The sequence below is a fragment of the Mobilicoccus massiliensis genome, from assembly GCF_000826525.2.
In the GTDB taxonomy this organism is placed as follows: domain Bacteria; phylum Actinomycetota; class Actinomycetes; order Actinomycetales; family Dermatophilaceae; genus Mobilicoccus; species Mobilicoccus massiliensis.
In genome coordinates this window covers 298,307-312,647 of the sequence record NZ_LN651327.1, presented here as the reverse complement: position 1 = coordinate 312,647, position 14,341 = coordinate 298,307, and the positions used below count along the sequence as shown (strand labels likewise).

Below are 14,341 nucleotides of genomic sequence, written 5' to 3'. Positions count from 1 at the left end.
GCGAAAGTGGGGTGATCACCCCCGTTTCGCTTCCATCCCATCTGCCATGTCGGAGCCGCTCGGAAGAGGCCGGGAGGTGGCTGATGTCTCCCTCAGGCCACGGCCTTGCGCACGAAGACGGCGAGGCCTTCGACGATCAGGACGACGGCGAGGATGAGCAGGACGATCGTCGTGACGACGTCGAACTGCATGACGCGGCTGGCGTTGAGCAGGTAGAAGCCGATACCGCCGGCGCCGACGATGCCGAGCAGGGTGGCCGAGCGGATGTTCGTGTCGAGCAGGTACATGACGTGGGCGACGAACGCGGGTGCGGCCTGACGCAGCGTCGCCGCGAAGAACACCTGGGCGGCGGAGGCTCCGTTGGCGCGGAGCGCGTCCTGCACGCGGGTGTCCGTCTCCTCCAGGGAGTCCGCGACGAGCTTGCTCAACAGGCCCACCGCGCCGACGGCGAGCGCGAGCGTGCCCGCGACCCCGCCGAGGCCGGTGACGACGACGAAGATGATCGCGAGGATGAGTTCGGGAATGCCGCGGACGAGCACGATGAGCACCCGGAACGTCGTCTGCACGGCACGGTTGCGCATGACGTTGCGCGCCGCGAGGATCCCGATCGGAATCGCGAGGATCGCGCCGAGCAGCGTCGCGGCGAGGCCGATCTCGACGGTGACCCACAGCTCAGGCAGGAGCGTCGAGACGAGCAGGTCTCCCCCGCCGGGTGGCAGGAAAAACGCGAGCGTGGGTCCGATGTCCAGCAGCCCCGAGAGCAGCCCGTCCGTCGTGAGATCCGCCCCGACGAACGCCGCCGCCAGCAGCACGAGAATCGCTGCGATGAAGGCGAATCGGCGCACCCGAGCCGCCGTCCACGGTGGGACGAGCGCCCCCGGCCCGGTCGGCCGCGTCTGTTCCGCGGCCCGGCCACCGGTGAACCACCCGGACGAGATCCGGTCGAGCACACCCGAGGCGCCCCGCCGGCGCGGCCGCTCCCCTGCCATGATCGCCGAGCGGATCGAGCCCGAGAGCAACTCGACGACGACGCACAGGACGAGGACGAACACCGCGAGCGCCATGCCGCGCTGGTAGTCGAGGGTGCGCATCGCATCCGACATCGCGAGACCGAGGCCACCGACGCCGACGTAGCCGAGCACGACCGAGGTGCGCAGGTTGATGTCGAAGCGGTGCAGGGCGGTGGCGATGAGCTGCGGCATGAGCGGCGGGAGGATGCCGACGGTGATCTGCTGCAACCGCGTTCCACCGGCCGCGCGAATCGCCTCGAGCTGGCCGTTGTCGAGGGATTCGATGGCGTCGGCGTAGAGCTTGGCCACCATGCCGACCGAGTGCAGGCCGAGCGCGAGGATGCCGGGCAGCGCGCCGAGCCCGAAGATGCGGAAGAAGACGATCGCGAGGATGAGGTCGGGCACCGCGCGGGCGAGCACGATGAGCACCCGGGCCGTGCCGCGGGCCACCGCCCCGGTCGTCGTGTTGTACGCGGCGAAGATCGCGACGGGCAGCGAGAGCAGCACCGAGAGCGCGGTGGCGAGGGTGACGATCGACAGCGTCGTCACGACGAGCTCGACCATCTCGCCCAGCGGCGGGAAGTCGAGGGGGAACACCCGCCCGGCGAAGTCGACCGCGTTGCGCCAACTGTCCGCGAGGCTCGCGACGTTGATCCGCAGGTCGACGAGCGACCACACCGACGCCACGAACAGCGCGGCGAGAACGACCGTCGCCGCGACCGACATCATACCCGGGTCTCGACGGGTTCGGTGGCGGCGACGCTGTCGTAGATCCGCAACGCCTCCTGCTGCCCGATCTCGGAGGTCGCGCGGTCGAGGACGACCCGGCCGGCACGCAGGCCGACGATGCGGTCACCGTAGGTGAGCGCGGTCTGCACCTGGTGAAGGCTGCAGATGACCGTGAGGTGTTCCTCGCGGCTGATCTGCCCGATGAGTTCCATGACCTGTGCCGCGGAGACGGGGTCGAGCGAGGCCACCGGCTCGTCGGCGAGGAGAATCTTGGGCCGCTGCACGAGCGCCCGGGCGATGGCGACGCGCTGCTGCTGCCCACCCGACAGCGTGTCGGCGCGCTGGTAGGCGCGGGAGGCCAGACCCACCCGGTCGAGCTGCTCGTACGCCTCCTGCCGCAGCGACTTGGGGTAGCTCATGAGCGACAACCGCGGCCCCCGCAGCGCGCCCAGCCGGCCGGTGCACACGTTCTCCAGCACCGACATCGATCCGACGAGGTGGAAGTGCTGGAAGATGAACCCGATGTCGCGGCGCAGCGCCTTGAGCTGCCGCCCCGACGCCCGCTCGATCGACTCGCCCGAGACAAAGATGCGTCCCGACGTGGGCTGCTGCAGCCCGTTGATGTGTCGCAGCAACGTCGACTTGCCCGAGCCGGAGAGCCCGAGGAGGATCGTCACCCGCTCGGCGTCGAAGCCGATGCTCACGTCATCGAGGCCGAGGGTGCCTCCGAAGTCCTTGGTGACGTGCTCGAGACGCACCTCGGGGTAACCGACGGGCGTCGTGCCCTGCTCAGCGGACCGGTCCTGCGGGGCGGCGGCCATGATCAGCCCTTCTTGCCCGAGCAGGCCGGGGACTTGGTGACCTCGCACACCTTGCGGACGCTCGCGTAGTCGGCGTCGGTGGCGGGGGCGAAACCCCAGCTGTCCTCGGGCAGCGGGCAGTTCTTGGCGTCCGTGCAGTCGCCCGCCTTGACCAGGGCGTCCTTGTTGCCCTCGTCGACCACGGCCTTCTTGATCTTCTCCTGCAGGTCGGCCGGCACCGTCTGGGTGTTCATCGCGAGCGGCGAACCGGGGATCATGTCGGAGGTCCACACCTTAGTGAGCTCGCCCGCCTCGAGCTGCCCCTTCTTGACGAGCTCGTCCTGCATGACGTCGTAGGCGAACCCGAGGTCGCACTGCCCGCTCTTGACGGCGAGCAGCGACGCATCGTGGCCACCCGCCATCACGGGCTTGACGCCGGAGGCCGGATCGACACCCGCGTCGAGGAGGCCGGCGCTCGGGTACAGATAACCGGAGGTCGAGGCCTTGTCGACGAAGCAGACCTTCTTGCCGGCCGCGTCCTTGAGATCCTTGATCGTCGAGCTCTTGGGCACCCACGCGGTGGAGGTGTAGCCGGGCTTCTCGCCCTTGCCGTCGATGAGGGCACCGATCGGTTCGACCGGGGCTCCCCCGTCCTTGGCCATGACGTAGGAGAGCGGCCCGTACATCGCGAGGTCGATCTTGCCGGCGCGCTGCCCCTCGACGATCGCGGCGTAGTCGGTGGCCTGCTGGATCGTCACCTTCTTGCCGGCCTGGCGTTCGAGCAGCTTGGCGATGCCGCCCCACTGGCTCGTGATGCTGTTCGACTCCTCGGCCGGCACCGCGGCGACGACCAGCTCGTCCTTGCCGCCGCCACCGCCGGCGCCCGCGTCCTTGCCGGACTGGGCGCTCTCGCCGCAGCCGGCGAGGGCCAGCACGGCGGCGGAGGCAAGGGTCAGGGTGAGCGTGGCGGCCGTACGGGGCATGAGGGATTCCCTTTCGTGGGGACGAGTGTGGAACGGGCGTGGGATGGGCAAGAGGGCGGGAGGCGCGCCCGGGGGCAGGGACGCTCTCATCCGATCCGCCCGGTGAGGCGTCGATGAATCGGCGCGGTGAACACCCTTCGAATGGTGGGTGGCGAGCAGTCGCGCGCCGGGCACTCAGGCGGTGGCAGCAGTTCTGCTCGACCTCGGGTCAGGGGGACCGGCCTGCCGGTAGGGTCTGCGTCACTTGCCTCACACCCGGCGAACACCCGGGGCGCGCACCCGCGCACGCTGCAGGTCCGTGGCGAGCGGCTCGAAGGAGAGTGCCCGAATGCCTGACTACCGCGACATCGGTTCGGTTCCGCCCACGGGCCACACGCAGCCTCGCGACGCGAACGGCACGGTCGACACCTCCGCTCCCCTCGGCCCCGGTGCAGGCGGCATCGCGTCTGGGCCGAAGGGGGCGAGATGACCGCACCGCAAGCGGCCCCCGACTTTCGGTACCGCATCCCCCCGCACCTCGAACGGCTCTGCGACGACGCGGCGATCTTTCCGCCCGGGCGCGCGCCGTTGGACGAGGCCCTCGCCTCACACGTCGACCACTCCCGATCGGCCTACCGCCGGTTCCTCGGGCCGCTCGTCGTGAGCGCCGACCGCCTCGACGACCTCGCTGTCCTTGCCGCCGACCTGGCTCCGAGATCCGTGTGGCTGGCGGTCACCGTGCCCTCCCCCGCGGCCCTCGGCGACGCACTCACGCGGGCCGGGGCGATCGGTTCGACCCGTCTCGCCGGCGCCGAGATCGCGCTGCCGCCGGAACAGACTCCCGACAGGGTCGTCCCCGAGATCGCCGAGGGCCTGCGCGTGGCGGGAGTGGAGACGACGGAGGTCTACGTGGAGGTGCCACGCGACGAGCGCCGGGCGGCCGTGCTCGACGCCCTCGCCTACTCCGAGTTCGACGCCAAGTTCCGCACCGGCGGCATCGAGGCCCACCTCTACCCGAGCGAGACCGAGCTCGCCGACGCGATCTGCGGCGCGGTCACGCGGCACCTGCCGTTCAAGGCCACGGCCGGGCTGCACCACGCCATCCGCAACACCGACCCGCAGACCGGCTTCGAGCAGCACGGATTCCTCAACCTCTTCCTCGCCGTCGACGCGGCGAGGCAGGGCATCGACAGCGAACCGAACGGCGTGCGCGAGCGGATCGTCGACATCCTCGCCGACCGGGACGGTGAGTCCGTCGCCCACGACATCCGCTCCCTCGACCCGTCGCGGGCGATGGCCGTGCGAGCCTCGTTCACGTCGTTCGGCAGTTGTTCCGTCCTCGAGCCTCTTGCCGAGCTCATCGACCTCGACCTCATCGACCCGCCAGGAGCGTCATGACGACCATCGCCATCCCCGAGCACTCCGGATTCGGCCTCGCCAACCTGCCCTACGGCGTCTACTCCGCGGCCGGTTCGCCCCCGCGCGTCGGCACCCGCGTCGGCGACACCGTCGTCGACCTCGCCACGGTGCTCGCGGGCAGCGATCCCGCCGCCGAGACGCTGTTCGCCACGCCGACCCTCGCGACGTTCATGGCGACGGGTCCGCAGAAGTGGGCGGACGTGCGCGAGAAGCTCCAGCAGATCCTCTCCGGCGACGTGCCGGACTCGGCGCTGCACCCGGTCGACTCGGTGACGATGCACCTGCCGTGCGAGTTCGCCGACTACGTGGACTTCTACGCGAGCGAGAACCACGCCTCCAACGTCGGGCGCCTCTTTCGCCCCGACAACCCCGAGCCGCTCATGCCCAACTGGAAGCACCTGCCCGTCGGGTACCACGGCCGCTCCTCGACGATCGTCGAATCCGGGGTCGACGTCGTGCGCCCGCAGGGCCAGCGCAAGGGCCCGCAGGACGAGTCACCGACGTTCGGGCCCAGCATCCGCCTCGACATCGAGGCCGAGCTCGCGTTCATCGTCGGCGTCGGCAACGAGATGGGCACGCGGATCAGCACCGGCGACGCCTCGATGCACCTGTTCGGCGCGGTGATCTTCAACGACTGGTCCGCTCGCGACATCCAGGCGTGGGAGTACGTGCCGCTCGGCCCGAATCTCGGCAAGTCGTTCGCGAGTTCGATCTCGCCGTGGGTGGTGCCGATGGCCGCGCTCGCCGAGGCCAAGGTCGACACCCCGACGCAGGACCCGACTCCCCTGCCGTACCTGCACATGGACAGTCCCTGGGGCCTCGACATCTCGCTCGAGGTCGAGTGGAACGGCCACGTCGTCTCGCGACCGCCGTACTCGACGATGTACTGGTCGCCCGCGCAGATGCTCGCCCACCTCACCGTCAACGGCGCCCGCACCCGCACCGGCGACATCTTCGCCTCGGGCACGATCTCCGGCCCCGAGAAGAACCAGCGCGGGGCGTTCCTCGAACTCACCTGGGGCGGAAAGGAGCCCGTCGCCGTCGGCGACGAGGAGCGGACGTTCCTCGAGGACGGCGACACCATCGTCATCCGCGCCACCGCCCCCGGTGCGAACGGCGAGACGATCGACTTCGGCGAGGTCCGCACCACGATCCTGCCCGCCCGCTGACCGCCTCCTGGCGAGGATGTCGGCATGACCCGCGGACCCGTCTTCGTCCTGCACGAGCACGACGAACCGCGCCACCACTTCGACCTGCGGCTCGAGGAGGGTGGGGTGCTGCGGTCGTGGGCCGTGCCCAAGGGGTTGCCCACGTCGCCGCGGCAGGACCGGCTCGCCATCGCCGTGCCCGACCACGCTCTGTCCCACGCGAGTTACTCCGACGCCACCAAGCACATCGCCGACACCGGCTGGTGGGAGCTGGAGGACCGTGACGACCGGCGCACGATCTTCGTCCTGCACGGTCGACACGGCGCTCGCCGGTACGCGCTCATCGACACCGGCAACGGCCTGCTCCTGCATCTGCTCAAGGACCAACCCGGCTGAGCGCGCGCGAGCGCGTGGGAGACGTCGTTCGCCCATCCCCGAGCCGGTCGCCCGAGAACGCGGCCGGCTCGGCGGGCCGGGGCGAGGTGCCCGGCCTAGAGTGGGGAACGCGCCGCCCGGCCCCCGCGCGCCCGACCGCACCGCTTTGCGAGGACCATCCATGCCCGGCCCCAGGACCACCGTCGTCATCGCCACCCGCAACCGCCGTGACGAGGTGACTCTAGGCCGGGGCGAGGTGCCCGGCCTAGAGTGGGGAACGCGCCGCCCGGCCCCCGCGCGCCCGACCGCACCGCTTTGCGAGGACCATCCATGCCCGGCCCCAGGACCACCGTCGTCATCGCCACCCGCAACCGCCGTGACGAGGTGTTACGGCATCTTCCTCGCCACGATCGCCCCGTCGTCCTCGTCGACAACGCCTCCACCGACGGCACCGCGGAGGCCGTCGAACGAGAGTTCCCCGACGTACGCGTCGTGCGGCTGCCGACGAACAGCGGCGCACGGGCCCGCACCGTGGGTTCGGTGGCCGCGACGACTCCGTACGTCGCGTTCGCCGACGACGACTCCTGGTGGGCGCCGGGGTCGCTCGACCTCGCGGAACACCTCTTCGACACCCACCCGCGGCTGGGGCTCATCGCCGCGGGCATCACCGTCGAGCCGGGCGGCACACCCGACCCGATCAACACCGTCCTCGCCGAGTCCCCGCTGCCCGCGAAGGGCGACGCGCCCGGCCCGGAGGTCCTCGGGTTCGTCGGATGCGCCGCGGTCGTCCGCCGGGACGCGTTCCACGCCGCGGGTGGGTTCGACGACGTCATCCGTTTTCCCGGTGAGGAGCAGCGACTCGCGCTCGACCTGGACGACGCCTCGTGGCAGCTCGCGCACGTGCCCGAGGTCGTCGCGCACCACGAACCCTCGAGCAGTCGAGAGTCCGACGAGACACGCCGCCGCGGTCTCGTCCGCAGCCACCTCCTCACGTCGCTGATGCGCCTGCCCTGGCGCGACGTCGTCACCGACCTGCGGCGCGCGCTCGCCACCTCACGGGGTCGACGAGCGCTGCTCGAGGCGGCGCCGCGCATCCCGCGGGCCCTCGCCCGCCGCAGGGTCGTGGGAGCGGCGACGCTGCGTCGCCTCGAGCTGTTGGAGTCGGAGGCATCCGCCGGCTCGGAGGCAGGCCGGTGACCGGAGAAGACCGGCGTATCGGTGTCGTCCTCATCACCCACAACAGAAAGGACGAGGCGCTCGACTGCATCCGTCGCCTCCTCGACCTGCCCGAGCGCCCGCGCGTCGTCGTCGTCGACAACGGCTCCACCGACGGGACGGCCCAGGCGATCTCGGCTCGGTTCGGCCCGAGTCCCCGCCTCGACCTCGTCGCGAGCCCGGAGAACCTCGGCGCGGTGGGCCGCAACGTCGGCGTCGAGCGGCTCGACACTCCCTACGTCGCGTTCTGCGACGACGACGTGTGGTGGGAGCCGGGTGCCCTCACCCGGTGCGCCGACCTGCTCGACGCGCATCCGGGCCTCGCCGTGATCACCGGGCACATCGTCGTCGAACCGAGTGGCGAGGACGACCCCATCGACGCCGAACTGCGCGACTCTCCCGTGCAGGGGCCGGACTGGTTGCCCGGCCCGGCTCTCGGGAGCTTCCTCGCGGGGGCCTCGGCGTTGCGTCGCGAGGCGTTCGTCGACTGCGGGGGGTTCTCCGAACGACTGTGGCTCGGAGGCGAGGAGGAGTTGCTCGCGGCCGACCTCGCAACCGCCGGATGGGAGCTCTGTCACGTCCCCGACGTCGTGGTCCACCACCACGGCAGCCCGAACCGCGACGTGCGCCGTCGGCGTCGTGACGGGCTGCGCAACACCCTGTGGTTCACGTGGCTGCGCCGCCCGCTCGGTCCCGCGCTGAGCCGGACGTGGTGGCTGTTGCGCAACGCGCCACGCGATGCCGTCACCGCCGCGGCCCTCTGGCAGGCCGTGCGCGGGCTGCCGTGGGTCCTGCACGAACGCCGTCCGATGCCTCCGCGGGTCGAGGCGCGCTTCGCCGCCCTCGACGCACCTCAGCGCGCCTCGACCGCCCGCTCCTACCGCTGAGCCCCGCACCTCAGCTCGGCGCGCGGGATCACCGCCCGGGAGCGCCCGCGCGGGCCGGCACCTCGGCGGGATCGCGCCCGACCGCCCCGTCGTCGATCGCCGTCCTGAACCAGTCGATCGTGCGGGTCAGGCCCTCGGGCCAGTCGACGTGCGGGGTCCAGCCCAGGCGCCGCCGGGCGAGGGTGATGTCGGGACACCGCAGGCCGGGGTCGTCGACGGGCCGGTCGATGTGGACGATCGTCGAGGCCGACCCGGTGGCCGCCACGACGTCCTGCGCGAGGCGGAGCACCGAGAGCTCGACCGGGTTGCCGAGGTTGATCGGGCCGGGCTCGTCGGAGTCGGCCATCGCGAGCACCCCGCTCACGAGGTCGTCGACGTAGCAGACGGATCGCGTCTGGGCGCCGCCGCCGGTGACGGTGAGGGGCTCCCCGGCGAGGGCCTGCCGGATGAACGTGGGGACCGCGCGGCCGTCGTACGGTCGCATCCGCGGCCCGTAGGTGTTGAAGATGCGCACGATTCCCGCATCGACGCCGTGGTGTTCCCGGTAGGCGACGGTGAGTGCCTCCCCGTAGCGCTTGGCCTCGTCGTACACGCTGCGCGGCCCGATGGGGTTGACGTTGCCCCAGTAGGTCTCGGTCTGCGGGTGCACGAGGGGGTCGCCGTAGACCTCCGAGGTCGACGCGAGCACGTACCTCGCACCGGTGGCACGGGCGAGTTCGAGGGTGTGCCGGGTGCCCTCCGAGCCGGAGAGCAGCGTCCGGATCGGATGCCGCGCGTAGTCCACCGGCGAGGCCGGAGAGGCGAAGTGGAGGACGAGGTCGACCGGGCCGTCGAGGTCGATCGGGTGTGTCACGTCTCGCTGGAGCGCGACGAGGCCGGGGTCGTCGGCGAGGTGCGCGAGGTTCGTCGCCTCGGAGGTGAGGTGGTTGTCGAGGCTGACGACCTCGACGCCACGGGCACGCAGCGCGGTGCACAGGTGGCTGCCGAGGAAGCCCGAGCCTCCGGCGACGACGGCTCGGCGAATGGGGCGGGTCACGTGAGGATCTCCTCGAGGTCGGCGGGGGGGAGGGGGGGGGCGGCGACGCCCGGCGGCAGTCGTCGGGCCCCCGCGAGGCGGTCACGTGCCGCGGGGACGACGACGCTCACCCGCAGCGCGGTGCACAGGTGGCTGCCGAGGAAGCCCGAGCCTCCGGCGACGACGGCTCGGCGAATGGGGCGGGTCACGTGAGGATCTCCTCGAGGTCGGCGGGTGGAAGGGAGGGGGCGGCGACGCCCGGCGGCAGTCGTCGGGCCCCCGCGAGGCGTTCACGTGCCGCGGTGACGACGACGCTCACCGGGATCGCCTCGAGGCGCGGATCGATACGGGTGCCGTGCGGATCTCCGCGCTCGCCGTCGCGCCCGGTCCACAGCACGGTGTGGATGTCCTGGTCGACGACCGGCCCCCAGAGGGCGGGCGAGATCGGGCCGAACAGCGTCACCGACGGCACCGCGTACGCCGTCGCCAGGTGGGCGACACCCGTGTCCCCCGAGAGCACGAGCGCCGCCCTGCCGATCTCCGCCGCGAGGTCGGGGAGTTCGAACCGGCCGCAGAGGTTGAGTGCGCCGCCCGCGCTGCCGACGCGGCGGACCAGCCCGTCGTTGATTCCCGCGACGACCTCGGCGACGAGCCGGTGTTCGGCCTCGCCGCCGGTGACGGCGATGGTGTGGCCGTCGGCGGCGAGGCGGCGGCCGACCGCGGCCCACCGGGCGGCACCCCAGCGGCGGGATTCGGAGGCGGCGCCCGGGTGGAGGACGACCGTGCGTGACACGACGCGACCACGGATCGGTGGGCCGGGCTCGCGCCGGGGCGCGAGCCGCAGGTCGGCGGGGGTCGCCTCGCCGCCGATCTCACCGCCGACGAGCCGGCACCATCGTGCGGCCTCGTGCTCGTCGGCCACCCACCGTGGCCCGGGCTCGGGGCATCCGTCGTAGACGAATCCGACGAGCCGGTCGGGGCCGGTCGCGCGCAGGACGTCGCGGCTCGCGGGCCCGTTGCCGTGAAGGTCGACGGCGAGGTGGCCGCCTCTCGTCTGCGGTAGCGGTGCGAGCTCGTCGGTGACACACACCGCGTCGACGATGCCGTGGGAGGCGAGCCACGTCCCCACCTCCCGGTTCGCAGCGAGGACGATGCGCGGGGCCGGGCGCGACCCGCGCAGGGCACGGCGCAGGGCACGTAGGGCGGGCACACCGGTGAGGGCATCCCCGAGGCCCAGGGCGCGGAGCACGAGCACGTCGCCGGCGCCGATCTCGGCACCGTCGATGACGACGTCAGTCACGATCCACCCCCTCGAGGATCTCGGTGGTCGACCTCCCCGGGATCCGGGGCAGGAGGATGACCCGGCCGCCGTGCCGCCGCACGACCTCGGCCTCCGGCATGTCGCTCTCGGCGTATTCGTTTCCCTTGACCCACACGTCGGGCCGGACGCGCTCGAGGATCCGCGACGGGTCGTCCTCGTCGAAGATCTCGACCCCGTCGACGACGCGAAGGGCGAGGAGCATGCGCAGCCGGTCGTCCTGCCCGATGACGGGGCGGCCCTCGCCCTTGAGCCGGCGCACCGAGTCGTCGGAGTTGATGACGACGACGAGCGAGTCGCCGAGTCTGCGGGCCGCCTCGAGGGTCGCGAGATGCCCGGCGTGCAGGAGGTCGAAGCAGCCACCCGTGGCGACGACCCGGCCACCGTCGCGATGCACCCGCTCGGCCACCCGGGACGCGCTCGGTTGCGAGTCGGAAGGGCCCTCCCCGACGACGATGGGATCGGGCAGCTGGGTCGTCGTCCCATCCGCGACGCGGCGGAAGGCCGGCAGACCGCCGCGGGCCACCCAGTTGCGAGCGTCGTAGGCGGCGCGCACGGTCGCGCGAGCGGCGCCTTGTCCGTGGGCGAACGCGACCGCGACGCTCGCGGCGAAGGAGTCGCCGGCCCCGCACGTCTCGCGACTGTCGATGACGGCCTGGACCGGCGCGTAGAGGCCCGTCTCGTTCTCGGCGAGGAACGCGCCCTGCTCCCCCGCGGTGACGGCGACGGCCTCGGCCGCCCAGACCTCGCGGAGGTCGGCGGCCAGTGTGTCGGGCGCGCTCATCTCGTCACCGAGGACGGCGCGTGCCTCGGCCATGTTGGGAGTGACGAGGGCCGCGCCCGCGACCGGATCGCCGCCGCGAGGATGTGGATCCCATATGAGCGGCCGCGTCCCGGCCGCCGCCGCGAGCGCGGCGCGAATGTGCGGGTCGTGCGTCGTCCCTGCGCCGTAGTCGGAGACGAGCACGACGTCGGCGCGGTCGAGGGCTTCGTCGAGGTCTCCGGCCGCCACGGCGTGCGGAGTGCCGGGTCCGCCGTCGTCGATGCGCAGGAGCACCTGGCCGCGAACCCGGATCCGGGTCTTCGTCCGGGTCGATCCGTGGTGCCCGAGGGCGACGACGTGGACGCCGCGCAGGCCGGTGAGCATCTCGGTGGCCTTGTCGTCCTCGGCGATCGGGGCGATGAGGGTGACGTCGGCCGGCAGCGGGTCGTGCCGGCAGATCAGGGCGGCGAGCGCGGCGCCGCCCGGGCTGCTGCGCACGGTGTGCGCGTCGACGACGGGGACGGGCGCGTCGGGGCTGAGCCGGGTCGCGTCACCCTCGATGTCCCGGTCGATGAGAGCGTCACCGACGACGACGATGTACGGGCGGCTCATCGACCTCCGCCGATCTTCTGGCCTGCGCCCGCGAGGGCACGCGGCTTCCGAGCCCCGAGCGGGGCGGGCACCGGCGGCGGCCCGAGAGTCGGGTTCTCCGCCGCCGCGAGCGACGGGGCAGGTGCGACCGGGACCGGGGGCAACAGCGACCACGGCAGGTAGTCCTCGAGCGACGCCGGTGCCGGGTTGCCGTTGCCTCCGGCCGTGTCGGCACGCCGCACGGTGTCGGCGGCGAGATCGGCCGCACGCTCGGTGTCCGACGTCGCCCCCAGCGGCTGCCGTGCGGCCACGACCCGCGCCTCGACGGAGGCGCACAGCCCGTGCAGCAGCAGCAGATGGATCTCCTGGATGGCGCACGTGGTGGGGGCGGGGACGCTCCAGGCCTCGTGCTCCAGGCCTCGTCGGCGAGCTCGGCCAGCGGGTTGGGGGCGGGGCCGGTGAGCGCGAGCACTCGTATCCCCAGGTCACGGGCCCGGCGGGCGGCGGCCAGGATGTTGGAGCTTCGGCCACTGGTCGAGAGGAGGACGAGCACGTCCCCCGCGCGGCCGTGGGCCTCCACCTGCCGGGCGAAGACGTCGTCGGGCCCGTAGTCGTTGCCGATGGCGGTGAGACTCGAGGTCTCCGACGACAGGCACAACGCGGAGAACGGGCGCCGGTCGTCGATGAAGCGTCCGACGATCTCCGCGGTGAAGTGTTGGGCCTCGGCGGCGCTGCCTCCGTTGCCGGCGGCGAGCACCCGGTGCCCGTCGCCGAGGTGAGCGGCGAGGTAGGCACCCCACCGGTCGATGGCAGGCCCCTGCTCCGCGGCCCAGGCATGCCCCGCGGCGAGATGAGTGAAGTGATCGCCCATCCACCGTGTGGCGCCGCCGGCGTCGTGCCCCGCACCGTCATGGGCGCGAGCACGCGCGAGGACGCTGTCGTAGGCCTCGAGGGTCGCGCGCGCCACCTCCGTCCACCCGTATCGACGCTCGGCACGTTCACGTCCCGCGGCCGACAGCGAACCCGCGAGGTCCTCGTCGGTGAGGATCCGCTCGATCGCCATCGCCGTGGCCCCGGGGTGCCGCGCCGGTACGTGGAATCCGGTGACTCCGTGCTCGATCGTGTCGAGCAGGCCGCCGACCGCACTCGCCACGACCGGGCGCCCGCAGGCCATCGCCTCGAGTGGGACGATGCCGAACGGCTCGTACCAGGGAGTGCACGCGACGACGTCGGCCGAGGCGATCAGCCCGGCCACCGCGTCACGCGAGAGCCGCCCACGGAACTCGACCCGGTCGGCCACCCCGCACTCACGGGCGATCCCCCGCAGCCGCTGCACCTCGGGATCGTCGTCGAGGCACCTGGCGTCGGGGCCGCCGGCGACGACGTACTCGACCTCGGGCAGCGACTCGAGTGCACGGATGACCGTGTCGACGCCCTTGCGCTCCACCAGCCGGGTCACGGTGACGATGCGCGGGCGGGTCGAGGCCTCCGCCGTCACGTCGAGACGGAAGGTCGCGAGGTCGACCCCGCACGGCACGACGTGGATCCGCTCGGCGGGCGTTCCCATGGCGATCAGCTCGGCCTTCTCGTCCTCGCACGTCGCGACGACGAGGTCGCACTCGCGGGCGAGGTGCGCCTCGACATCGATGCGTTGCGCGGGTGAGGTGTCGACGTCACCCTGGTGGCGCCGTTTGACGATCCCGAGGGCGTGGAAGGTCTGCACCCGCGGCACGGGCACGACGCGCGTCGCCTCCTCGGCCGCGAGCCCGGACATCCAGAAGTGCGCGTGCACGATGTCGGGCGCGCCCTCGTCGAGCCAGCGGCGGGCGAGTGCCTGTCCGAACTCGGCCATGTAGGGCAGCAGGTCGTCCTTGGGCAACGAGGTCGGGGGCCCGGCGTCGACGTGGACGACATTCAGTCCCGGCCGCATGGTGATCCGCTCCGGCAGGTCCGGGTCGTCGCGGCGGGTGTACACGTCGACCTCGTGGCCGAGTGCGACGAGTGCCGAGGAAAGCGCCGCGACGTGGACGTTCTGGCCGCCCGCGTCGGCCCCACCGAGGGCGGCGAGGGGGCTGGCGTGTTCGGAGATCATGGCGATTCTCATGGCGG

General features: G+C 72.3%; 13 protein-coding genes. 5 read left to right on the top strand and 8 right to left on the bottom strand.

Annotated features, from left to right (window positions below):
* Positions 1-92 precede the first annotated feature (92 nt).
* From phnE to BN1197_RS05860, 3 genes are read right to left on the bottom strand one after another with little or no spacing between them, the layout of a single operon-like run.
* Positions 93-1,739: a phosphonate ABC transporter, permease protein PhnE gene (gene phnE, locus BN1197_RS05870; RefSeq protein ID WP_040157094.1), complete on the bottom strand. Its 1,647-nt coding sequence runs from the start codon at positions 1,737-1,739 to the stop codon at positions 93-95.
* Positions 1,736-2,560, bottom strand: a complete 825-nt coding sequence (gene phnC / locus BN1197_RS05865; RefSeq protein ID WP_040157092.1) for a phosphonate ABC transporter ATP-binding protein — start codon at positions 2,558-2,560, stop codon at positions 1,736-1,738. The genes phnE and phnC overlap by 4 nt, the downstream gene beginning before the upstream one ends.
* Positions 2,561-2,562: 2 nt before the next feature.
* Positions 2,563-3,522, bottom strand: a complete 960-nt coding sequence (locus BN1197_RS05860) for a phosphate/phosphite/phosphonate ABC transporter substrate-binding protein (RefSeq protein WP_040157091.1) — start codon at positions 3,520-3,522, stop codon at positions 2,563-2,565.
* A gap of 465 nt (positions 3,523-3,987) precedes the next feature.
* Between BN1197_RS05860 and BN1197_RS05855 the strand changes: the two genes are divergently transcribed.
* From BN1197_RS05855 to BN1197_RS05835, 5 genes are all read left to right on the top strand, one after another.
* Positions 3,988-4,899, top strand: coding sequence for a hypothetical protein (locus tag BN1197_RS05855; RefSeq protein WP_052466072.1), 912 nt, complete (start codon positions 3,988-3,990; stop codon positions 4,897-4,899).
* Positions 4,896-6,089: a fumarylacetoacetase gene (fahA, locus tag BN1197_RS05850; RefSeq protein WP_040157090.1), complete on the top strand. Its 1,194-nt coding sequence runs from the start codon at positions 4,896-4,898 to the stop codon at positions 6,087-6,089. The genes BN1197_RS05855 and fahA overlap by 4 nt, the downstream gene beginning before the upstream one ends.
* A gap of 24 nt (positions 6,090-6,113) precedes the next feature.
* Positions 6,114-6,464 carry a DNA polymerase ligase N-terminal domain-containing protein gene (locus tag BN1197_RS05845; RefSeq protein WP_040157089.1) on the top strand — a complete coding sequence of 117 codons (351 nt, stop codon included), beginning with the start codon at positions 6,114-6,116 and terminating at the stop codon, positions 6,462-6,464.
* Positions 6,465-6,773: 309 nt separating this feature from the next.
* A complete protein-coding gene (locus BN1197_RS05840; protein WP_040157088.1) occupies positions 6,774-7,640 on the top strand; it encodes a glycosyltransferase family 2 protein in 867 nt (288 codons plus the stop codon).
* A complete protein-coding gene (locus BN1197_RS05835) occupies positions 7,637-8,545 on the top strand; it encodes a glycosyltransferase family 2 protein (RefSeq protein ID WP_040157087.1) in 909 nt (302 codons plus the stop codon). The genes BN1197_RS05840 and BN1197_RS05835 overlap by 4 nt, the downstream gene beginning before the upstream one ends.
* A gap of 28 nt (positions 8,546-8,573) precedes the next feature.
* Here the strand turns inward: BN1197_RS05835 and BN1197_RS05830 are convergent, their stop codons facing one another.
* From BN1197_RS05830 to BN1197_RS17690, 5 genes are read right to left on the bottom strand one after another with little or no spacing between them, the layout of a single operon-like run.
* The gene (locus BN1197_RS05830; RefSeq protein ID WP_052466071.1) at positions 8,574-9,581 is read right to left on the bottom strand and encodes an NAD-dependent epimerase/dehydratase family protein; all 1,008 of its coding nucleotides are present in this window, start codon (positions 9,579-9,581) and stop codon (positions 8,574-8,576) included.
* Positions 9,578-9,769, bottom strand: a complete 192-nt coding sequence (locus tag BN1197_RS05825) for a hypothetical protein (RefSeq protein WP_040157086.1) — start codon at positions 9,767-9,769, stop codon at positions 9,578-9,580. Before BN1197_RS05825 ends, BN1197_RS05830 begins: the two co-directional genes overlap by 4 nt.
* The gene (locus tag BN1197_RS05820; RefSeq protein WP_245851835.1) at positions 9,766-10,860 is read right to left on the bottom strand and encodes a glycosyltransferase family 9 protein; all 1,095 of its coding nucleotides are present in this window, start codon (positions 10,858-10,860) and stop codon (positions 9,766-9,768) included. The genes BN1197_RS05825 and BN1197_RS05820 overlap by 4 nt, the downstream gene beginning before the upstream one ends.
* Positions 10,853-12,253, bottom strand: a complete 1,401-nt coding sequence (locus BN1197_RS05815) for a PfkB family carbohydrate kinase (RefSeq protein WP_040157085.1) — start codon at positions 12,251-12,253, stop codon at positions 10,853-10,855. The genes BN1197_RS05820 and BN1197_RS05815 overlap by 8 nt, the downstream gene beginning before the upstream one ends.
* Positions 12,222-14,336: a glycosyltransferase gene (locus BN1197_RS17690; protein ID WP_082043664.1), complete on the bottom strand. Its 2,115-nt coding sequence runs from the start codon at positions 14,334-14,336 to the stop codon at positions 12,222-12,224. The genes BN1197_RS05815 and BN1197_RS17690 overlap by 32 nt, the downstream gene beginning before the upstream one ends.
* Positions 14,337-14,341: the final 5 nt, after the last annotated feature.

Excerpts from the sequence above, each read along its gene's own strand:
- BN1197_RS05860 (WP_040157091.1), bottom strand. The coding sequence starts at position 3,522 with ATGCCCCGTACGGCCGCCACGCTCACCCTGACCCTTGCCTCCGCCGCC.
- phnE (WP_040157094.1), bottom strand. The coding sequence starts at position 1,739 with ATGATGTCGGTCGCGGCGACGGTCGTTCTCGCCGCGCTGTTCGTGGCG.
- BN1197_RS05840 (WP_040157088.1), top strand. The coding sequence starts at position 6,774 with ATGCCCGGCCCCAGGACCACCGTCGTCATCGCCACCCGCAACCGCCGT.
- fahA (WP_040157090.1), top strand. The coding sequence starts at position 4,896 with ATGACGACCATCGCCATCCCCGAGCACTCCGGATTCGGCCTCGCCAAC.
- BN1197_RS05845 (WP_040157089.1), top strand. The coding sequence starts at position 6,114 with ATGACCCGCGGACCCGTCTTCGTCCTGCACGAGCACGACGAACCGCGC.
- BN1197_RS05855 (WP_052466072.1), top strand. The coding sequence starts at position 3,988 with ATGACCGCACCGCAAGCGGCCCCCGACTTTCGGTACCGCATCCCCCCG.
- phnC (WP_040157092.1), bottom strand. The coding sequence starts at position 2,560 with ATGGCCGCCGCCCCGCAGGACCGGTCCGCTGAGCAGGGCACGACGCCC.
- BN1197_RS05815 (WP_040157085.1), bottom strand. The coding sequence starts at position 12,253 with ATGAGCCGCCCGTACATCGTCGTCGTCGGTGACGCTCTCATCGACCGG.
- BN1197_RS17690 (WP_082043664.1), bottom strand. The coding sequence starts at position 14,336 with ATGAGAATCGCCATGATCTCCGAACACGCCAGCCCCCTCGCCGCCCTC.